Source organism: Paenibacillus sp. PvP094 (assembly GCF_040546835.1).
Taxonomy (GTDB): domain Bacteria; phylum Bacillota; class Bacilli; order Paenibacillales; family Paenibacillaceae; genus Paenibacillus; species Paenibacillus illinoisensis.
In genome coordinates, this window is sequence record NZ_JBEPOM010000001.1 from 2,374,598 (window position 1) to 2,396,276 (window position 21,679).

Annotated in this window: 18 protein-coding genes; 15 read left to right on the top strand and 3 right to left on the bottom strand. The window is 48.8% G+C overall.

Features of this window, described 5'->3' with window-relative positions; genetic code table 11:
• Positions 1-5: 5 nt before the first annotated feature.
• From ABIC22_RS11040 to ABIC22_RS11055, 4 genes are all read left to right on the top strand, one after another.
• Positions 6-902: a helix-turn-helix transcriptional regulator gene (locus ABIC22_RS11040; protein ID WP_354480783.1), complete on the top strand. Its 897-nt coding sequence runs from the start codon at positions 6-8 to the stop codon at positions 900-902.
• A gap of 234 nt (positions 903-1,136) precedes the next feature.
• Entirely contained in the window at positions 1,137-1,847 is a 711-nt protein-coding gene (locus tag ABIC22_RS11045) for a response regulator transcription factor (protein ID WP_354480785.1), read from the top strand.
• Positions 1,844-3,349, top strand: coding sequence for a sensor histidine kinase (locus ABIC22_RS11050; protein WP_354480787.1), 1,506 nt, complete (start codon positions 1,844-1,846; stop codon positions 3,347-3,349). The genes ABIC22_RS11045 and ABIC22_RS11050 overlap by 4 nt, the downstream gene beginning before the upstream one ends.
• A 59-nt stretch (positions 3,350-3,408) precedes the next feature.
• Positions 3,409-4,515: a hypothetical protein gene (locus ABIC22_RS11055; protein WP_354480789.1), complete on the top strand. Its 1,107-nt coding sequence runs from the start codon at positions 3,409-3,411 to the stop codon at positions 4,513-4,515.
• Between the two features lie 52 nt (positions 4,516-4,567).
• Here the strand turns inward: ABIC22_RS11055 and ABIC22_RS11060 are convergent, their stop codons facing one another.
• Positions 4,568-4,984: a YvaD family protein gene (locus ABIC22_RS11060; protein ID WP_354480791.1), complete on the bottom strand. Its 417-nt coding sequence runs from the start codon at positions 4,982-4,984 to the stop codon at positions 4,568-4,570.
• 2 nt (positions 4,985-4,986) lie between these two features.
• Entirely contained in the window at positions 4,987-5,319 is a 333-nt protein-coding gene (locus tag ABIC22_RS11065; RefSeq protein ID WP_354480793.1) for a DMT family transporter, read from the bottom strand.
• 90 nt (positions 5,320-5,409) lie between these two features.
• On the opposite strand from ABIC22_RS11065, the gene ABIC22_RS11070 reads away from it, so the two are divergent.
• The 3 genes from ABIC22_RS11070 to ABIC22_RS11080 all read left to right on the top strand — a co-directional run bounded on the left by ABIC22_RS11070 (position 5,410) and on the right by ABIC22_RS11080 (position 9,315).
• Positions 5,410-6,324, top strand: coding sequence for a LysR family transcriptional regulator (locus ABIC22_RS11070; RefSeq protein WP_354480795.1), 915 nt, complete (start codon positions 5,410-5,412; stop codon positions 6,322-6,324).
• Between the two features lie 368 nt (positions 6,325-6,692).
• Entirely contained in the window at positions 6,693-7,886 is a 1,194-nt protein-coding gene (locus ABIC22_RS11075; protein ID WP_354480797.1) for a M20 family metallopeptidase, read from the top strand.
• 4 nt (positions 7,887-7,890) lie between these two features.
• Complete coding sequence (locus ABIC22_RS11080; RefSeq protein ID WP_354480799.1) at positions 7,891-9,315, top strand: YfcC family protein; 1,425 nt, start codon at positions 7,891-7,893, stop codon at positions 9,313-9,315.
• A 96-nt stretch (positions 9,316-9,411) separates the two neighbouring features.
• On the opposite strand, the gene ABIC22_RS11085 is transcribed toward ABIC22_RS11080, so the two are convergent.
• Positions 9,412-13,497 carry an InlB B-repeat-containing protein gene (locus tag ABIC22_RS11085; protein WP_354480801.1) on the bottom strand — a complete coding sequence of 1,362 codons (4,086 nt, stop codon included), beginning with the start codon at positions 13,495-13,497 and terminating at the stop codon, positions 9,412-9,414.
• 381 nt (positions 13,498-13,878) lie between these two features.
• Between ABIC22_RS11085 and trhO the strand changes: the two genes are divergently transcribed.
• From trhO to ABIC22_RS11125, 8 genes are all read left to right on the top strand, one after another.
• The gene (gene trhO / locus ABIC22_RS11090; RefSeq protein WP_127537412.1) at positions 13,879-14,766 is read left to right on the top strand and encodes an oxygen-dependent tRNA uridine(34) hydroxylase TrhO; all 888 of its coding nucleotides are present in this window, start codon (positions 13,879-13,881) and stop codon (positions 14,764-14,766) included.
• A gap of 21 nt (positions 14,767-14,787) precedes the next feature.
• Positions 14,788-15,426, top strand: a complete 639-nt coding sequence (locus ABIC22_RS11095) for a helix-turn-helix transcriptional regulator (RefSeq protein WP_095291272.1) — start codon at positions 14,788-14,790, stop codon at positions 15,424-15,426.
• A 238-nt stretch (positions 15,427-15,664) separates the two neighbouring features.
• On the top strand, positions 15,665-16,237 hold the full coding sequence (locus ABIC22_RS11100) for a TetR/AcrR family transcriptional regulator (RefSeq protein WP_354480804.1): 573 nt from the start codon (positions 15,665-15,667) through the stop codon (positions 16,235-16,237).
• Between the two features lie 22 nt (positions 16,238-16,259).
• A complete protein-coding gene (locus ABIC22_RS11105) occupies positions 16,260-17,114 on the top strand; it encodes a phosphotransferase (RefSeq protein ID WP_354480806.1) in 855 nt (284 codons plus the stop codon).
• Positions 17,115-17,442: 328 nt separating this feature from the next.
• Positions 17,443-18,498: an ABC transporter substrate-binding protein gene (locus ABIC22_RS11110; RefSeq protein ID WP_095360141.1), complete on the top strand. Its 1,056-nt coding sequence runs from the start codon at positions 17,443-17,445 to the stop codon at positions 18,496-18,498.
• 149 nt (positions 18,499-18,647) lie between these two features.
• Positions 18,648-19,508, top strand: a complete 861-nt coding sequence (locus tag ABIC22_RS11115; protein WP_236146853.1) for an ABC transporter permease — start codon at positions 18,648-18,650, stop codon at positions 19,506-19,508.
• Positions 19,509-19,510: 2 nt separating this feature from the next.
• Positions 19,511-20,305 carry an ABC transporter ATP-binding protein gene (locus ABIC22_RS11120; RefSeq protein ID WP_095290912.1) on the top strand — a complete coding sequence of 265 codons (795 nt, stop codon included), beginning with the start codon at positions 19,511-19,513 and terminating at the stop codon, positions 20,303-20,305.
• Positions 20,306-20,470: 165 nt separating this feature from the next.
• The gene (locus tag ABIC22_RS11125; RefSeq protein ID WP_354480809.1) at positions 20,471-21,649 is read left to right on the top strand and encodes a winged helix-turn-helix domain-containing protein; all 1,179 of its coding nucleotides are present in this window, start codon (positions 20,471-20,473) and stop codon (positions 21,647-21,649) included.
• Positions 21,650-21,679 lie beyond the last annotated feature (30 nt).

The window sequence follows — 21,679 nt, forward strand, 5'->3', positions numbered from 1 at the left end:
TCCACTTGAGCCGTTATCAGGAGATGATTCAGGACAGCTTGTTCTATATTGAGACACATCTGCATGAGGAGATTGGGCTGGAAGAGGTGGCGTCGGAGGCTTTGTTATCCCCGTATCACTATCACCGGGTATTTCGGGATGAGGTGGGCATGACCGTTATCGATTACATTCGTCATCGCCGGATGAGTTTGGCCTCTACCGCACTGCGCTCCACGGATGCAGGCATTTTGGATATTTCTCTCGCCTGCGGCTTCGAAAGTCAGGAAGCATTCACCCGGGCCTTTCGCAAAATGTATGGCATGCCGCCCGGTCGTTTTCGCAAGGTATTCAATCTGAAACTATTTACCGGAAAAACCAGAGGAGGAGAAGTACAGATGAATTCTGCAACTGCAATCAAAGGCTGGATGTTAACCGGAAGCCACCCGCAAAATTATGAGATGGGCATTGACCCTGCCGAAGTCCATCATGGGAAGGCCTCGGGGTATTTGAAGGCTGTAACACCCATGGAGCCGAATGAGTTTGCCACGATGATGCAGCAATTCCGTGCAGACAAGTATGTAGGGAAACGGATGAAGCTGTCCGGCTTTGTCAAAACCGATCGTGTGGACGCATTCTGCGGATTATGGATGCGTGTGGATAATCATGTCCAGGACGTGCTGCAGTTTGATAATATGCATGACAGGCCGATCACGGGGACACAGCCCTGGAATCAATACAGCATTGTGCAGGATGTTCCCGCAGAGAGCGCAATAATCTCGTTTGGCGTGATCCTGAACGGTAAGGGCAAGGTCTGGGTAGACAGCTTCCGCTTCGAGGAAGTGGACCTGAATACACCCTTGACCCATATGGAGACGGAAGCTGAGATGTCGGACGAGCCGATGAACTTGTCGTTTGAAGAATAGTTTGATCGTTCGCATGCTTGTAAGCTTAAAAATGGTAGAAGACGAAGGCCGATCCATTTCCAGGTGAGGTCTTTTTGCCTTGTACGGGTATAAAAAAAGTGGAGCGAAGTCCAAGCTTAGAGAATACGGCTTGTTGTATAAATCATATCGTCCTCCATGGATTATCCGGCCAGACCTTGTTAACATAGATCCAGGAATAATGAACTTATGACATCAATAAAGAGGATGAATCCGATGACTAAAAAAGTGCTTGTGGTCGATGACGAGTCAAGCATCGTCAGTGCCATTGCTTATGCGCTCCGGCGCGAAGGATATGAAGTAGAGACAGCAAATGATGGCGAGGAGGCACTGGTCAAGGTGGCGTCATTCCATCCGCAGGTCATGATTCTGGATGTCATGATGCCAAGGCTCGATGGATACGGCGTATGCCGCAGACTGGAGGACCGCGAGGATATCGGTATTATTTTGCTGACCGTGAAAAATGATATCGTGGACAAAATCGTCGGACTGGAAATGGGCGCCGATGATTACATGACCAAGCCGTTCGAGATTCGCGAGCTGCTAGCGCGGGTGAAAGCGCTCATGCGCCGGGTGGAGAAGAGCAGTCCACCGCCAGATGAGCAGAAGAATCAGGCCATCGTTAATGGGGACTTGCGCATTCATGTGGCTCACCGAACGGTGACGGTAAAGGAAGAGAAGCTGGATCTGACGCCCAAGGAGTTCGACCTGCTCACCATCCTGATGTCCAATCCGGAGCGGGTGTACACCCGTGATGATCTGCTGGATCGGGTATGGGGCATGGAATACGCAGGAGGCACACGCACAGTGGATATTCATATTCAGCGTTTGCGCAAAAAAATCGGGGATACGGATCAGCAAAAGCTGCAGACGGTGTACGGCATTGGCTATAAAGCGTCAGCTCCTGACCCCGGCGGTTCGGCATGAGGGTCAGCATCAAGCTGAAATTCAGCGTGTTTCTCGCGGCATTGCTCATCTTGACCGTTGTGGTGCTCAGTTCCCTCGTCCTGCGAGGTATTGAACGCAACCAGCAGTCACAGATCGAGGGCATTTTGTCACAGCAGACGCGTCTGGTCAATCTCAATGTGCGTCAGGCCTACTATACGGAAGCCATACGGCTGGAGACGGATGCCTTTCTGAAGCAAAATGGCCGCAGGCTGGCCCAGGAGCTGGCGAACTCCACAGGACTGCCCATTGCGCTTTATGACATGAATGGGACACAGGTAGGCTCGTCCATTACACCGGGTGAGAGTCTGGAGATCCAGAAGACGCTGAACTATGCTCTGCAAAATAAAATCGCCTACCGTGAACAGGGTGACACGCTGCTCTATGCAGCACCGCTGGATGGTCCCGATGGTCAGATGGGTGCAATATGGATGCAGTATTCGGTCCAGAGCTACCATGAATTCTACGCACGCATTTTACAGTTGTTCCTATGGGCGGGAATTGCCGTCGTTGTCTTGAGCTTTATTCTCGGGTACCTGTTCTATAATCGCTTCGCAGTCGCGATAACCAAGCTGAAGAAATCAGCGGATTCCATTCGGGAAGGCGAGTATATCACCGAATCCCCTGTTAAACGCAAAGATGAACTGGGCGAACTGGGGCAAGGCATTTATTACATGAGCACGTCGATTCAGCAAAATATTACGGACATGCATGCAGAACAAGAGAAGCTGCAGCTGGCCATTAAGAAGCTGCAGGCACTGGAGCAGCAGCAGAAACAATACATCGGCAACATCAGCCATGAATTCAAAACGCCGCTCACCTCGATCAAGGCCTATGTGGAACTGCTTGATATGTATCGGGATGACCCTCAGCTGCTGGAGGATGCATCGAGCAACATTGGCAAGGAAACGGAACGGTTATACGAGATGGTCGAGAAGGTGCTGCATTTATCGGCATTGGAGAAATATGATTTTGAGAACCAGGCGGAGGATGTAGAGGTTGGTGCGCTGCTGGAGGACGCCTGCGGACGCATGCGAGGCAAAGCCGAGAAGTTTGCGCTTCGCATGGAGCTGGACATTCAGCCTGCCGTTATCCGCAGTGATCGGGAGAGCCTCATGCATATCTTCATTAATCTGCTTGATAATGCGATCAAGTATAACGTGCCTGGCGGCGTCATTCGGGTACAGAGCGAGCAGCGGCCACAGACGCGTGAAGCGGTGATTCGCATCTTCAACTCGGGTCTGCCGATTCCGGAAGAGGCAAGAGAGAAGATCTTTGAACCTTTTTATACCGTCAATAAGGACCGGGCGAGAAAAACAGGCGGAACCGGACTCGGTCTGTCACTCGTGAAGCAATTTGTAGAGAAACAGGGCGGGACGATCACCCTGCTGCCGGGTGAAGTGAATAATGAGGAAGGAACAACATTCCAGCTTGTTTTCCCGCTCGCCGATTCAAGTTTACAAGTTGGAAACAAGTCTGAATAACTTTGGAAGTATGGCATGTGTATGCTTGGTCTATAGCAGAGAAACCAGGGGGGACCATGATGAATTGGAAACAGGCGGCATTGGGTGCATTAGGAGCGTTAGCTCTCTTGTCGGCAGCGGCTTGCGGGGGAAGCACTGAACCGGAAGGGAATGCGGGAAGTGGGAAAACGGGCACAGATATTACGGTAAAAGACAATACCAATACATCGGTGTATCAGAGCTTCAAACTCGAGAAAATTGATAAATTGCCCAATATGCGCGGCGTGGCCTGGCTAAGTGATGACTGGATCGTATCGGACAAAGAGAACACGTCGATGAAACCCGTCATGGTTGAAGGCCAGGAGAGATACCCGCATAACTTATATATGTACGATCTGGCGAAAGGAACCGATACACCGCTCAAGGAGAGCGAAGTCAGTCTGAGCTCGCCGATGGTCTCACCGGATGGGCAGTACCTGTTCTACCGTGAGCCGGAGGAATCGACAGGCAAAGGTTTCATTTTGAATTTGCACAACGGCGAGTCGGTGAATGCGGGTGAGGAAGATGGTTTCGTTCAGGAAGGCGCATGGCTGGATAATGAGCATGTTGTCTTTCCGAATATGAAGGGAGAACTCGTCTCAGCCAGTATTGATGGAACAACCAAGGTGTTGGTGGAGACCGGCAATTTCAACGTGCGCAGCGTCAGGGTTTCGGGCAGTATGATCTACTATATTACCGGTGAAGACGGACAATTGAATGCCTATGATACAACTACAGGTGATGTAAAACAGGTCCTGAAGAGCGTGGAGTGGGTCATTCCGTCCAATGATGGAACCAGGCTGGCCATTGTGAAAAAAACAGCGGATACGAAACGGGCGCTGGTGCTTACCGATCTGGAAGGCAACGAGAAGGCGACGCTCGCCAGAGGCACCCAGATCTTCGGGACCAGTTGGTCCGGGGATGATTCCAAGATCGCGTACACCATTAACTCGGAGAGCGATGATGAGAAAGGGCTGTTCGTCTCCAATACGGAATCAGCAGAGCAATTCCAGATTTCGGCCGACATGGACGACATCTCCGATCCGCTTGCCTGGAGCCCGGAAGGCAATAAGATTCTGCTGTCCCAAGCGGTGCTGCAGAATGAATCATATCACTTTGTCACCTCTGTTATTACGATCTCGGAGTAACGGGTGACTATACAAGAATGAGCCTGTTCCCAGGAGGAACCAGGCTTTTTTCTTATGCACTTTTTGAAAAGATAGAAATACGCTGTTCCTTACGGAGAAGCATCGGTATGTAGAATAACGGATAGATCATCAAGTAAAGGTTGGGAACCCACCAGCCCCAATCGAGCTCTCCACGGAATGACCAGAACGCAATCGCTTGGAGCCCGGAACAGAAGGTCAATACCAGGGAGATAAGGGCGATCATCCGCGAGCGTTGATCCGAACGGCGAAGAAGGAACAGACTATAGAATCCTGTAGCGGAAATGAGCAGATCAAGCGGAAGAAACGACAGGTTCCAAGCGACCAGCAGAGGGTTAGTATAGTCCTGATATAAGTATTCCTTAGGAATCCATGAACCCCAAGTCACCGCCCAATACAGAATAAAGCCGATATCTGTGAGCAGGAATAAGGTTTTTAACGAACGACTCAATGTTATCCCTCCTTATCGGGTTGGAATTCAGCACCATGATGCAGTGAAACATCCTGTGCCAAAACAGAAGGTGAGTATTCTGCTGCCAGCTGAAGAGACCCGTTACTCGGTACTTTCGCTTCTGTGCTTCCCATACGTAATCCAGCCACACCAAGGATAATCAGCAGCAGGGATCCGGCTTTCAGCCAAGTCATCGGTTCCTGAAACGCGAACAGCCCAACCACAGCCAGAATGGTGATCCCAGCTCCAGACCATATGGCATAGGCGATACTGACTGGAATTTCTTTTAGCGCAAGACTCATGACCCCAAAACTAATCAGATAAAAAATACCCATAAGTACAGCGAGCCCGGGTTTACTTAATCACTTCTTTAATGCTGCAGTAAGTTATACTGAAGAGACGAGAAGTGAAGGGGGAAGTGTGCCATGGATGAAAAGGACTGCCGTTTACTGCTAAGCGTATCCGAAGAGAGCAGTCTGACCCGTGCTGCGGAGCGCATGTTTATGACCCAGCCGGCCTTGACTTACCGATTGCAGCAGCTGGAGAAAGAGTTTGGCGTACCGCTCATCGACAAAACGCTGAAAGGGGCCAAATTTACACCGGAAGGTGAACATCTAGCGATCTATGCCCGGAAAATGCTGCGTGACCTCCATCAGGTGAAAGAGCAGCTCTCAAATATTCGCAATGAAGTCAAGGGAACGCTGCGCCTGGGGATCGCCAATCATTACTCCTTGTATAAGCTCCCGCCTTTGTTAAAACAATTTCAGGAGCAGTATCCTGAAGTGAAGTTTGCCGTTACCTGTGCACTAAGTGTTGAAGTTATTGAACTGCTGACGCGTGATGAAATTCAGGTAGGGGTGATTCGGGGAGAGCATCCCTGGTTTGATTGCAAGCATCTGCTGCACGATGAAGCAGTCTGTATCGTATCCAGGGAACCGATAGATCTGGATGAACTCCCCGGTCTGCCGCAAATCGCTTTTCAGGAACCTGTAACTAAGGCAGGAGGAGTGGCGATAAGTCCATTTCGTGAGGCGGTAGCCTCTTGGTGGTATGAACGTTATGATCGTTCACCTACGGTGGCGATGCGGGTGGACAGCTATGAAACCTGCAAAGAAATGGTGCGCTATGGCCTTGGTTACGCGATTATCCCGGGGATCTTCGTTACAGATGAGGACGGGCTTCACCAGCAGGAGCTCATTCGTCTTGACGGTCAGGGCGTGAGACGCAATACATGGCTGGTTTATAAGAAAAGTGTGCTGCAGCAAGCTACAGCAGACCGCTTTATCGATTTGATGAGATCGGAAAGGACTCAGGCTGATAGGGGTGTAGATAATAGTTAAACCTCAGGTGATATGTGCATGATATATATGCATAATTATTCGGATTGATTTGGAGTTGAACGGCGTCTCTTGCAGGTTGGTATGGTATGGGGATTACGCATGTTCTTGTTTTAAAGGGATGTGGATACGGCTGGATTGCTCATTAAGCAACTCCATATGGATGTTGAAATATTCCGTTTATGCTTACACATCATAATATCCATATGTGAATAATCCAGGCCCATAAAATTTTTTATGGGTTTTTCCTTAATTTTTTTGAATTTACTAATGGCATAGTCACACATACAATATATGAAAATCACACTGTATATTTATTCAGCAGAATTGAATATATAAATATGTTGTTCGGAGAAAGGTGGTAAGCATTCATGAATCATGACCATGCCCATATGAAGCAGAGCATAAAGGACATTGTGGATCAGCTGGACCCTCAGCTGCGGGAGCTGTCCCTTCGTATTCATGCCAATCCTGAGCTTAGTTTCGGGGAAGTTCAAGCACAGCAGTGGTTAACAGAACCACTTGAAGCGGCCGGATTTCAGGTGGAAAAGGGGATTTCCGGACTTCCGACTTCGTTTCGAGCTGTATGGGAAGGCCAAGCAGATGGGCCTACCATCGCTCTGCTGGCCGAATATGATGCTTTGCCTCGTATTGGACATGCCTGCGGACATAATCTGATCGGCACTTCGGCAGTAGGTGCCGCCATGGCTCTTAAGAAGGCTTTTCCTGAACTGCCTGGGCGAATCATTGTTCTTGGTACTCCGGCTGAGGAAGAGGGCGGCGGTAAGATTATCATGGCGAATGATGGTGTATTTGACGGGATCGATGCTGTCATGATGTGCCATCCGCAGCAAAAAACGATGGTACTCCGGGGAGCACTGGCTTGTGTGGACGCAACCTTTACGTTTCATGGCAAACAGGCGCATGCAGCTTCTTCTCCCGAAAAGGGAATCAGTGCGCTGGATGCACTGGTAAATGCCTATGCGGGCATTAACTCGCTTCGCCCCTATTTGAAGGATGACGTCCGGGTAAACGGGATTATCACCAAGGGTGGAGATGCACCAAACGTTGTGCCTGAGCTGGCAGAGGCGGTGTACATTATCCGGGCAAAAACAGTTGAGGAACTGAAGACGGTTATGGATAAAGTGTACCGCGTCGTGCGTCATGCTGCCGAGGGAGTTGGTGCCACGGTAGATATTTCGGAAGGACTGATCTATGCCGAGCGCAATAACAACAAGGCGCTGGCGAGCCTGTTTCAACAGAATCTGGAGGACATGGGCATTGAGGTCCATGATCCGCCGCAGACAGGTGGAGTGGGTTCATCGGATATTGGCAATGTAAGCCAGGTAACAGCAGCGATCCATCCATACATCCGGTTGGGAGATGCAACGACCCATACCCCTGAGTTTGCCCGGCTTGCCGGAGCGGAAGAGGGCATGATTGAGCTGAATCTTGCAGCCAAGGCGCTGGCACTGACAGCGTACGATCTGTATGCGGACAGAGCTGCTTTGCAGCAGGTGCGGAATGAATTTGAAGAGTGGAAACAACAGAAGGACGAGGGATGATCAATTGGAAAACATAACAAAACCACCACAACAACCACGCAAATGGTTCAAAATGCCGCATACCTTCGTCATCTTGTTTATTCTGGTATTGGTTGCTACCGTACTGACGTACATTATTCCCGCAGGGGAATTCGACCGGGTGAAGGATGAGGCCACAGGCAAATCTCTGCTCGTTCCGGGTTCATATCATCATGTGGAGGCCAATCCGACGAGCCTGTGGGATATTCCCAAATCTATCGTCCGCGGGCTGGTTGATTCCGCTGACGTCGTATTCTTTATTTTCATCATTGGCGGGGCATTTCAGATCATTACAAGCACGGGTACGATTGAGGCACTGACGGGCCGGGTAGCGCGTTCGTTCGCCAACAAGGGATTGTGGGTCATTCCAGTGTTTATCACCTTATTCTCTGTGGGTGGGTTTACAATGGGGATGTCTACAGAGGTCATGGTTTTCGTACCCATTGGTATCGCTATTGCTCGGGCACTGGGATATGACGCACTTACCGGTACAGCGATGATCTCGCTGGGAGCCTCTTGTGGTTTCACCGCTGGATTGCTGAATCCGTTCAATGTGGGCCTGGCTCAGGCCATCGCCGAAGTTCCGATTTTCTCCGGCATGTGGCTCCGTGCGATCATCCTGGTATGCTTGATTGCTATAACAAGTATCTATATCATGCGTTATGCTTCGCGGGTGAAATCTGACCCGACTCGAGGGTTGGTTCACGAGCTTGAGCTGGAGCAGGCTGCGGATACACCAGCCGTGGATCTGAACAAGCTGCCAACCATTCGCATTACACATATCCTTACAATCTTTACGATTGTTGCCGGGTTTGCCCTGTTGATCTGGGGCGTATCGACAGAAGGCTGGTGGATGGAGGAGCTTGCGGCCCTTTTCCTGAGCATGGGCGTCATTTCCGGACTGGTTTCCGGATTCGGACCGAGCCGAATTGCGAGTGAATTTGTTAAAGGGGCAAGTGGTATCGCGTACGGAGCCTTTATCATTGGTCTGGCCAGAGGTATTATGGTTGTTCTGGATCAGGGGAATGTTATCGATTCGGTTGTGTACGGAATGTCTACTGCAGTGAGTGAACTTCCGTCATCTGTTCAAGTATTGGGCATGTACTTCTTCCAAAATATAATGAATGTCTTCATTACATCGGGTACAGGCATGGCGGTAACAACGATGCCGATCATGGTTCCACTATCCGATCTGCTCGGCATTACCCGTCAGACTGCCGTGTTGGCATTCCAGTTCGGTGATGGTTTCACCAACATGATTCTGCCAACATCTTCTGCATTAATGGGCAGTCTTGCCGTATCGGGTATTCCGTATCAAAAGTGGGTTAAATTTTTCTGGCCTCTAATGGTAATGTGGATAGCACTGGGGATCATCTTCATGCTAATCGCAAGTACCATTCAGTATTCCTAATAAAATAAAGAGCCTGTGTTCTGAGGCAGCTCCTCTCCAACTGTTTATACAGTTCAGAGGGGCTACCGCCCGAACACAGGCTTTATTTATGGAAATTTAATTGGGCATACTCATGAGCAGCTTCACTGCTTCGGCACGCGTCGTGTTGTCTCTTGGAGCAAAGGTGTTCAATCCCTTACCATTCAACAGCCCGGACTGTTGCATTCCAGCCACCGCTGCTCTCGCCCATACAGGAATCTGTTCGTTATCTGCAAAGGTTGAGCTGGTTCCGGATCCTGCCTTCAATTGCAGGGCATTCGCTACCATCACGGCCATTTCTGCACGGGTTACGGCATCATTCGGACGGAAGGCACCGCTCAAGTCCCCCTGAATGAATCCGGCCTGCACGGCACGGGCTACAGCAGACTGTGCCCAGGTGCCTATGTTTGAGCGGTCGGTAAATGATAAAGGTGCTTCTGCATAATCGGTTTGCAGTGCATTCATCAGCATTACTGTGAACTCGGCACGTGTAACGGATGCGTTTGGTTTAAACGATCCATCCACATATCCCTTCACGATGCCATCACGGACAGCCTGCTGAATGAGCTCTTCCGCCCAGTGACCTTTTATATCATGTAATGCGACTTCTACTGGGGCGTTAGGCTGATCAACCGCAAATACAGCAAATTTGGTGAAATGATCTACGTCGACTTGGATCAGATCGCCATCCATAGAGGATTTTCCAGCAGAAAGCCATTTCTTTTCTTGTTCATCAAAATAAAATAGTTCAGCCCGCTGATTGCTTCGCAAGCTTGATCCGTCGAAGGCCATCTTCAAGGTTACGGGTTTGTCGAAATTCTGAGTCACATTCTTGAGCAGTTCATATACCGGGCTTAGCAGCTGGGCTTGATTGGTCAGCAGATCGAGTGAATCTTCAACCTGGTCGACGGTGATCTTCAGTTCCTGATTCATTGCCCCGGCAGGGATAATTAATGTCATGCCATTTCCTAAACTTACTTGACCGGCCTGCCCCGCTGCCAGCGTTAAACGGCCGTTTGTTGATGAGTTCGCCGAGTTGGGTGACGAGGAATTATTGCTCGATCCGTTGCTGTTCTGGCTACCGGAACCATCGCTGTTATTGCCATTGCCGCCTGATGGTGGAGAAGAAATCACGTTCCATTTCGCATATAAAGTAAGATCGGCGATAATCTCCGTTTGATCAAAGTCGAACGGTGTCTTCAACTCAGGATCGACGTACCATCCACTAAACGTGTAGCCTGAACGGCTTGGTGAAACCGGAGCTGTAAGCTTATTTCCGTGCTCAACCGATACATCATCTACGGCAGATCCACCAAGAGTATCGAAGGAGATGGTGTATTTGTCAGCAGTCCATTTCGCATACAGAGTAAGATCGCCAGTTACAGTTGTGTTGTCAAAGTCAAAAGCCTGACTCAAACCTGAATCGGTGAACCACCCAGCAAAAGTGTGTCCCACTTTGGTTGGATCAGCAGGAGCCACTGCCAACTCGCCATATTGAATAGACTGGTCATCAACCGCCGTACCGCCATTAGAGTTGAAGTTGACAGTGTAGGAGTTGATCGTCCATTTCGCATATAGGGTGAGATTGCCAGTTACAGGTGTATTGTCAAAGTCAAAAGCCTGACTCAAACCTGAATCGGTGAACCATCCAGCAAAAGTGTGTCCTGCTTTGGTTGGATTGGCAGGAGCCGCTGCCAACTCACTATATGGAACGGACTGGTCATCGACGGCCGTACCGCCATTAGATTTGAAGTTAACGGTGTAGGAGTTGATCGTCCATTTCGCATACAGGGTAATATCGCCGGTTACAGGTGTGTTGTCAAAGTCAAAAGCCTGACTCAAACCTGAATCGGTGAACCATCCGGCGAATGTATGCCCATCTTTGGTTGGGGCATCAGGAGCCGCTACCAACTCGCTATATGGAACAGACTGATCATCGACCACTGTACCGCCGTTAGAGTCAAAGCTGACGGTGTAATTGTTGATCGACCATTTTGCATAAAGAGTGAGGTCACTAGTTACTGTTGTGTTGTCAAAATCAAAAGCCTGACTCAAACCTGAATCCGTGAACCATCCAGCGAAGGTGTGTCCAGCTTTGGTTGGGGTATCAGGAGCCGTCGCCAACTCACCATATTGAATCGATTGAGTATCGATCGCTGTACCACCATTGGATTCAAAGTTAACAGTGTAGGAGTTGATCGTCCATTTCGCATGCAGGGTGATATCGCCAGTTACGGCTGTGTTGTCAAAATCAAAACGCTGACTCAAACCCGAATCGGTGAACCATCCGGCGAACGTGTGCCCAGCTTTGGTTGGGGCATCAGGAGCCGTTGCCAACTCGCTATATGGAACGGACTGATCATCGACCGCCGTACCGCCGTTAGAGTCGAAGTTGACAGTGTAGGAGTTGATCGACCATTTCGCATACAACGTAAGATTGGTAGTTACAGATGTGTTGTCAAAGTCAAAAGCCTGACTCAAACCCGAATCGGTGAACCATCCAGCGAACGAGTGCCCAGCTTTGGTTGGATCGGCTGGTTTGGTAGATTGGTCACCATAATTCACGTATTGTTCAGGTACATCCGAACCGCCATTACTGTCAAAATGGATCGTCCGTGGAGCATAAAAGCTAAATTGAATTGTTGTCGTGTTGCCTGCACGATCCGTAACAATCAGGAGTTGCTCTCCTTCGGTTTGGACCGTGCCCCCATTATTGAATGGGAAACCATTGAGGGTCGCTGTTCCTTCATTAAAGGTGATTACGGGACTAACGTTATAGACGCCGTTCTGGGTCACGCCTGTGACAACAGGGGGATGGGCATCTACCGTAAAGTGAATCGTTGTTGTACCAATGCTATTGGTAACTGTCAGGGTATAATCTCCATCTGCCGTGACGGTAGTGCCACTTGTAAATGCAGCGCCATTCAGCAGCGCCGTACCACTATTAAAGCTAGGTGTGACGGCTTGATTGTACACTGTGCCTTCAACTACACCGCTAATGATTGGAGCTGTAGTTTGCTCAATAGTTATGGAAACTGTCACCGGAACACTGGTGCCCCATTCATTGTTAGCACTATAAGTGAAACTGTCAGTTCCTACATAATCAGTCATCGGAGTATAAGTAAACGAGCCGTTGGCATTCATAACGAGTGTTCCGTACATCGGCCCACTCCTCAAGATAGCAGTAGAAGCATCCCTATCATTGGCTAGCAAGCCTGGTGCAGGAACAACCAAAGCGGCGTTTTGGTTGGTGGTATAGGTGTCTTCGATTGCTTCCGGCAGCTGTCCGAAGTCCAGAATGGGGAATTCGCCCCCATTTACAATATAATAAACCAAAGTTGATTGGTTTCGGTTGAGATCAGGTACTTTAAAATTCACCTGGCCATCACCACCAAACTTGGTGCCGAGTAGACTAAATAAAACCTGATTCTGGTTGATGGTCAATGTTGATCCATCGGCTGGTATCCAACGGGTTGTCGGAAGGCTAACCAGCATGGGAATGATCTCGCCTGAATACTCGCTACCAGTCCCATTCTCGGCACGTCGGGTTGGATCCGTGGATATGACATAGTTAATATTGTTTTGTATTTTAGGTAAATTCGGAAGTTGAAATGAGGTATTCTCGTCACCGCTGTAGGTCGTGCCAATCATCTTATATAAGTCACTGTATGTAGATGTGGAGACCTCCTGACCATTCGCAGCTACCCAGCCCGGAGGGGTAAACTGATACGGAAACAGACGAACTTCTCCAAGAACAGATGGTCCCGCGCCATAAATACTCTCATCACGCGAAGGGAAAATTCCGTTTAACGCTATGTAATAGCCCATGCCATCAGGTGCAGCACCGGATAGATTGGGCAATGAGAAGGTTGTTTTTCCATCACCCCCAAAATTCAGACCCAGCAGAGAGTAAAGAGCGGTATTCTGAGTGATAGACATGGTCTGTCCTCTGGCAGGCATCCATCCTCTGGGTGTTGCATTGTATGGAAATAATTTGATCTCACCAAGATAGGGTTCTACTGCTGCCGCGTTAGCCCGTTCTAGACTGAAATTATTCCACAGACCACTCAGTCCAATCAGGAATACCAACCAGATGATACTGACTTTCTTGAATAAAGGTAGACTCACAATTTCATCCCCATTTTCCTCATGTAATATATTCACGTTATGCTTATCCCCATCCACTGCACTTTCGTGTTTTACAGTGGTAAGCCATATAATGATGAGCATAGTGTACTGGATACGAAGGCAAAAATGAATATGATTTTTCTTCAAATTTAAAATAAATTTTGATATCTTCCAGAGACAACTCAATTATGGTTGAAATGTTCCATAACTTTCATCCCTTTCTATACATTTATATTGACTAAGCCCTTCCGATTCCGATAAACTAGAGTGCAGGAATAAAAGTCGTATGTTGGGCAGCAGTTCGAGACGATGTTTCGGGCGGCTGTTTATTTTCTTTTTAATGAGCAAGGTTGCAACGTTGTAGGCTTGTCGGATGATCCGGCCAATATCAACATGGAATAGGAACAGGTGATACACATGTGTAACAGCGCGTACCGCGTGCTTTTATATTATAAGTTCGTGAAGATTGAAGACCCCGAGACATTTACTCAAGAACATCTGCAATACTGCAAGGACCTGGGTGTAAAAGGCCGTATTCTAATTGCATCGGAAGGTATTAATGGTACGGTATCCGGCACGCCGGAGCAGACGGAGCAATACATGAAGGACATGCATGCCAATCCGCTGTTCAGCGATATGGTGTTCAAGATTGATGACGTGGAAGAGCATGCATTCAAAAAAATATTCGTTCGTCACAAAGCGGAGCTGGTAACCTTCCGCGTGGACGAAGAACTGGACCCGAACGTGACTAGCGGCAAACGTCTATCGCCAAAAGAGTTCCACGAGCATTTGCAACGGGAAGATGTCATCGTCATCGATGGCCGCAATGACTACGAATATGAAATCGGTCATTTCCGCGGAGCCATTCGTCCGGACGTTGAGTCGTTCCGCGAGTTTCCGGAGTGGATTCGGGAGAACTTGGGCGATATGAAGGACAAAAAGATCATTACCTACTGTACTGGCGGCATTCGCTGCGAGAAGCTGACCGGTTTCATGATCAAAGAAGGTTTCCAGGATGTGGCTCAACTGGAAGGTGGCATCGTAACCTACGGTAAGGACCCTGAGGTACAAGGTCGTCTGTTCGATGGTAAGTGCTACGTGTTTGACGAACGTATCTCCGTGCCGATTAACCGGACAGATGAGGATATCGTTATTGCCAGCTGTTATCACTGTGGAACGACACATGACCGATATATTAATTGTCCAACCTGCAACCTGCAGCATGTGTGCTGTGAGGATTGCGAAGAGACGCATAACCGCTTTTGCTCGGATGCCTGCCGGGAGGCAGCACCGGTACACGCATAAGCAGGAGAGCAGGTGCTGCACGTGAAGCGTGAAGACGAAATGACGACGCGTGAACGGATTTTGTTCATGCTGAAGCGGCAGGGCACGATGACCGCAAGAGAAATGACGGCCGAACTTGAACTGACCGGCATGGCGATTCGCCGTCACCTGACGGCACTGGAGCAGGATGGACTAATTGAAGTCCGGGAGGCTCGGGCCACAGCTGGACGTCCATCTTCGGTGTACCATCTGACCGCACGCGGAGATGGTTTTTTTCCAAAATCCTACCCGTCGCTTACGCTTGAATTGCTCGAAGAACTGACGGAGTCTGCCGGTGAAGGCATTGTAGACACGCTCTTCGAGAGTCGGCGCGACAAGCTGCTCCGGAGCAAATTGCCCCAGATGGAGGGCCAGGATCTGGCCGGGCGTGTGGAGGAATTGGCACGCATACAGAATGCTAATGGCTACATGGCTGACGCATCGAGAGAAGAAGACGGTTCTTATGTGCTGACAGAGCTGAACTGCCCCATTGTACAGGTGGCGAGCGTATATCGTCAGGCTTGCCGCTGTGAATTGGATCTTTTCCGTTCCTTGCTACAGGCAGATGTCGAGCGCACGGAATGTTACGCTGAGGGCGGCAAGAAGTGCACATACCAGATTCGCGAAGCCGCGGGAAATTGATGAACGTAAGGAGATTGTTTCGATTATTCGAAACAGTCTCTTTTTTTGTTATATAAGACGTAAAAACGTTACTATTACGGTTGAATACACATTGTGATTCACTTAACATCCGGTAAAGTTATATCAGTTCACGATATTTAGGAGAAGATCTTATCGTACATGAACACTTGACACATGAATCTTATAATAATAACATTCGTTATATAACAAGTGTTATTTTTGATGGAGGGAGAATGTAATGCCACCAAGATCCGAGATCACGCAAGAAAAAGTGTTAGCTGCCGCATTTGAGCTTGTGCGGGAGCAGGGGCTGGAGGCGATCACTGCGAGAAACGTCGCTCAGACACTCCAATGCTCTACCCAACCGATCTATAGCCTCTATAACAACATTGAAGAGCTGAAAGCAAGTGTCTATGACAAAGCTGCCGAATTTGCTCGTAATAGCATGCTGGATTATAAGGACAGCGATAATTCTCCTGCTCTGAACCTGACCATCGGTTTTCTGTATTTTGCGCAAAACGAGAAGCAGCTGTTCAGAGCCTTGTATCTATCAGGTTATCGGCAATACCATCCACACACTGATCAGTTTCTGGGGGAAGAGCTGACCACATCTTATATGCGATACAGCAAGCGATTGCAGGACATTTCCTACGAGCAACTCAAGCGCATTTTCTTAAAACTGACGATTTATTTAATCGGCATTGGAACGCTACTTAACTCTCACACCTTAGAGCTGGACATGGACGATGCCACCGAGATGATCCGGGAAATGTATGAGATGTTACTGCATAAAGAAGGTCTCACTTATTAAATCCGAATAGGGAGTGTGCATAGTGGTCCATGGGCTCGGTAACAAAATTGGAGAAGGCGGATGCGCTGAAGTGTTTGAATGGGAAGATGGAAGCAAGATCATCAAGTTGGCTAAGCCAAATACCATTCCGGCTGCTTTACAGGCTGAACTGCACCATTGTCGAACTGCTTGGTCATGCGGGCTGCCAGTTCCGCGACCCTACGATTTGGTGGACGTTGAAGGTCGATCAGGTGCTGTATTTGAACGAATTTATGGCGAACCCATTATGAAGAGATTCGTAGAAAGAGCAGTAGAGCAATCCAGACTGCAACAACCCATGGATATCATGGACGATTACATTGATGCGAAGATCACGGCACAACTTTTTCACCAGATTCATTCTCATTCAGTGGCCAATATGCCGAGTCAGCGGGAGAATATCAGAAACGATATTAATAGAGCCCAATATTTAACAGAAGCGGAGAAGGCAGCCGTTATCGCCGAACTGGATGACTTACCCATCAAGCAGCAGCTTTGTCACGGAGACCCAAATCCAGGCAATATACTGCTTAGAGATAACGACGCCGTCATTATTGACTGGAACAATGCTTCTACAGGAAATCCGGAAGCTGACTTGGCTGAATATGTAATTATGATCCGCTATGCGATCTTACCCCCACATTTGCCCAATGAGGCCAGTGTTCTTCTTGATGCTACAAGGGAAACCTGCATTAACTTGTTCATGGAGGAGTACGAAAGATTATCTGGCATCCGTTCTGCAGACGTTGAACCTTGGATCCTCCCTATGGCAGCACGTAAACTGGTTGCGGATGGGATCTCCGAAGAGGAGAAGTGTTTGCTTATCAACGAGATTAGAAGAAGGCTCCACATTTGTTAGGCAAATTAAAGTATGATAAACGCGCCATCGGCAGAAATATTGTGGATGGCTTTTTTTATTTTGTGTAATGTTTTCTATCATGCTTAAGGAATAAACCAAATTGGAAGCGGTACAACCATTGACGGGAAAGAAGTCGCACCTTAATATTAGAGAAACACAAAATGACCAACACGAGTCATGGACTTCAGTCGCATGAGGAATGTCTATGTTTGTCTGCTTTTGTCGATAAAAGCAACAATGCGTTGAAGCGTTCGCTTTGTCCCGCCCTATCGTGCCACTAGGATGAGGAGATGGGCAACACATTTAGAAGATGGAGAGGGGTTCTCACATGAAAAAGAAATTCTGGATGTCACTGATGATGGTTGCCTCAATGATTGTAGCCGCAGGTTGCGGAAATAACAGCAGCACGGGTACGGGTACGGAATCCGAAGGATCCGGTACTACAGCAAGCGAAGGGACTGCAGAAAAATCCTACCGCATTGCCATCTCGCAAATTGTGGAACATCCATCCCTGGATGCAACACGTGAAGGATTCATTGCGGCACTGAAGGAAGCGGGAATCGAAGAAAACAAAAACCTGACTATTGACTACAACAATGCACAAGGTGATTCAACCAACAACCTGTCCATTGCCCAAAAAATCGCAGGGGATTCGAAGAATGACCTGGTGCTCGGGATTGCTACCCCATCTGCACTGGCACTGGCTCAACAGGTCAAAGAAAAGCCATTGCTCTTCGCAGCAGTAACGGACCCGCTGGGTGCCAAACTGGTTAGTGACTTGGACAAGCCAGGCGGCAATGTCACTGGTGCATCGGATACGAATCCGGAAGCAATTGTGCAGTTGGCTGATTTTATCGCGAAATACATGACCGACGTAAAAACAGTAGGTTTGGTCATTAACGAGGGCGAGCCGAATGCTGTTGTCATGGCCGACAATGCCGAAAAAGCACTGGCAACACACGGAATCAAGCTGGTCAAAGCTCCAGTTACGAATACATCTGAAGTTAAACAGGCAACAGACTCTCTGGTAGGCAAAGTGGATGCCTTCTACATCACACTCGACAACTCGGTTGTCAGTGCAGTGGATACGATCATCCAGACAGCAAACAGCAACAAGATTCCGTTCTTCTCCAGTGACCGGGACACGGTTGAAAAAGGTGCTTTTGCTACCGTAGGTTTTAAATACTATGACCATGGATATCAAGTCGGCGAAATGGCTGCAGATATTTTGAAGAATGGTACGAAGCCTGGCGATATGAAAGTAACCGTTCCGGACAAGCTCGATCTGATCCTGAATCTTAAAGCAGCTGAAGCTCAAGGCATCACAGTTACCGACGAGATGAAGGCGGAAGTGCAGGACCAGGATAACAACATTATTCAATAATCTGACCGGATGACAACCGGCAGTACGGATGCGAGGCGGACGTGCAGTGGGTTCGCCTCATTCTTTTCGATAGACAGGGAGGAAGTAGCGTGAGTATAAGTTGGAATTCAATCGAAGGGGCAATCGAGCTCGGTCTGTTATATGCCCTCATGGCCCTTGGTGTATATATTACGTTCCGGATTCTCGATTTTCCCGATCTTACCGTAGACGGAAGTTTTACAACAGGAGGCGCAATCGCGGCGGTTATGATCTCCAATGACTTTTCTCCTTGGCTCGCCTGTTTGGCGGCAATGGCTGGAGGAATGATAGCTGGAGCCTGTACCGGTCTGCTGCATACCAAAGGCAAAATCAATGGATTGTTATCCGGGATTCTCATGATGATCGCCCTCTATTCCATTAATATGCGCATCCTTGGTGCGCCGAATAAATCCATTATGGGAATGGATAATCCATTCTCGGGCGAGCATGTCATGGTGCTGATCATCATTGTCGTGCTGGTATTTAAAATCATGCTGGACTTGTTTATGAAAACCGATATTGGACTGGCATTGCGCGCCACAGGCGACAACAAACGCATGATCCGCAGCTTCGGTGCAAATACCGATGTAACGACCATCGTCGGCGTCAGTTTGTCTAACGGACTGGTTGCCTTGTCCGGGGCATTTATTGCCCAGCAATCAGGCTTCGCAGACATTACGATGGGAATTGGTATGATCGTAATCGGATTGGCTTCTGTTATTATCGGGGAAGCCATTCTGGGTGCAAGAACGGTATTCTGGGCAACGCTCGCAGCTGTAGTCGGTTCGATTATTTACCGGATTGTCGTTGCGCTTGCTCTTCAGGTCGAATGGTTCGATACCTCTGATCTGAAGCTGATTACCGCGGTAATCGTCATTATTGCTCTTGTCTTCCCAACCATGCAGCGCTCCATGAAGCAGAAGAGCCTTGCTCGCAAACGAACGGAAGAGCTCATGCGATCCACGGGTCAGCAAGCGAAGGGAGGCATGTGATCATGCTGGAGATTTCACATGTGACGAAGCTGTTCAATCCGGGAACGACAGACGAGAAGACAGCACTGGTTGGCGTGAATCTGACGATGAATCCGGGGGATTTTGTAACGGTCATCGGCAGTAATGGTGCGGGAAAATCTACGTTGATGAATATCATATCTGGTGTAATGAAGCCGGATATGGGAGATGTGCTGATCAATGACCGGTCCATCAAAAACCTGCCTGAGCATAAGCGCAGCAGCTGGATCGGCCGGGTGTTCCAGGATCCGATGGCAGGAACGGCTCCGCATATGTCGATTGAAGAAAACATGGCGATGGCGTATAAACGCGGTAAAGGGCGTGGCCTTGGCTTCGGGGTTACCCGGGCAAGACGGGAGATCTTCAACGCCCAGCTGCAGAAGCTGGGGATTGGACTTGATAAACGTCCCAATGCCAAAGTGGGTCTTCTCTCTGGGGGGGAGCGCCAGGCACTCAGCCTTCTGATGGCAACCTTTACCCAGCCCCAGATTCTGCTGCTTGATGAACATACGGCTGCACTTGACCCTTCACGTGCCGAATTAATTACCGAGCTGACCGAAACGCTGGTCCGTGAGATGAAACTAACGACCCTGATGGTAACTCACAATATGGAACAAGCGATTCGTCTGGGTAACCGTCTGATCATGATGGATAAGGGCAGAATCATTCTGGACGTCAGTGAAGAGCGCAAGCGCACATTGACCGTACCTGAGCTGCTGGGTGAATTCGAGCGCATCAGCGGCAAAAAGATGGCAGACGACCGCGTGGTACTTGGCTAGGCCAGGCCATACGCTGGGCGTATTATACAGAAAACCTTTTGCGTACCCGCAAGAGGTTTTTTGTGGTATGTTGTTTTCTACATGAACGAATATCAGGTTTAGTTTTTATCACATTATGTATGAACCCAAACAAGGGATAAGCAAGCATATACAGGGGGACCAGGCATGTCATTGCAATTTGATGAAGGTACATATACCGTAACCCGGCGTACGGATTCCATCCAACTGCTCGCGAAGGAATTCGCGCTTTTTCATTTTCTATATGAAAACAAGGAAAAGGCATTTACCCGCAGCCAGCTGCTGGACAGTGTATGGCCGCTGGAGTATCCGGTTGAACGCACCGTGGATGACCATGTGTATCGGCTGCGCAAGAAACTGAAACATTGGGAAGAAGTTTCGCTGGATACGGTTCGGGGTTACGGTTACAGACTAACCATACGGACGAATATGGCAGCGCTGCCCGCCAACCCCTCCGCACACGATCTGGAGATGCGGGAAGTGATCCATGGATTGTTCCGCAAATATCATTTGTTTGGACAGGGGAAATCGATGCTAACCTTGTTTGATCAGCAGGATGCTCTGGGTATCCAGATTGATTCGTTCTATCAATTGTATATCCATTTTATCCAGGGGGATCTGGAATGGCTAATTACTACTGAGGAATTCCCGTTTGAGGAGCGGTTGTACTGGCTGCTGATTTTTGTACACGCGCTGATTGAACCAGCGGAGAGTTTGCGTTTGTATGAGCAGGCACTGAGTTCACCTGCATTGTCTGCGGATCAGCTTCGGGAGCTCCGTATCTTGAATATTGTCGAGGTTTATGCAGAGGTTGGTCAATATCGGCGAGCCAAAGCACAGTTAGTAGAGACATATCGCGTCATTGAGACAGACCATCTGCTCAACTTCAAGCTGCCCGTATCCCTGTCGGAGTTGTACGTAGAGTTGTGGGGCGGCAGTGGTGAAAGAGTTGAAGAACAGATGAGCATGTTACGTTCGAGTCTGAAGGAAGCGCCATATTTGCGTGAGATCGGGCGGTTCCAGGTCATGGAGGGGCTGTGGCTGCTGAGGCAGGGGAGAGCTCGAGAAGCAGAGCCGAGAATGGATGACGGGCTGGCTGTTCTCAAAATGACATTGAACGCACCACTATACATCAATTCGGCGAATCAGATCTTGTTATTCATGGCACATCACCGAATTGAGGGACGTCTGGTTCACAAATATCGTCAAGTCTATGCTGAAATTGCCAAAGAATACGGTGTTCCTATGTATGGGCAGCGTATTACGAATGAAGTCCGCGCGTATTTATCCTCATTCCCTCCAGCGTCTGATCTTCCTCTGATATAACTCTCGTATGATTACAGCCAAGGAACATGT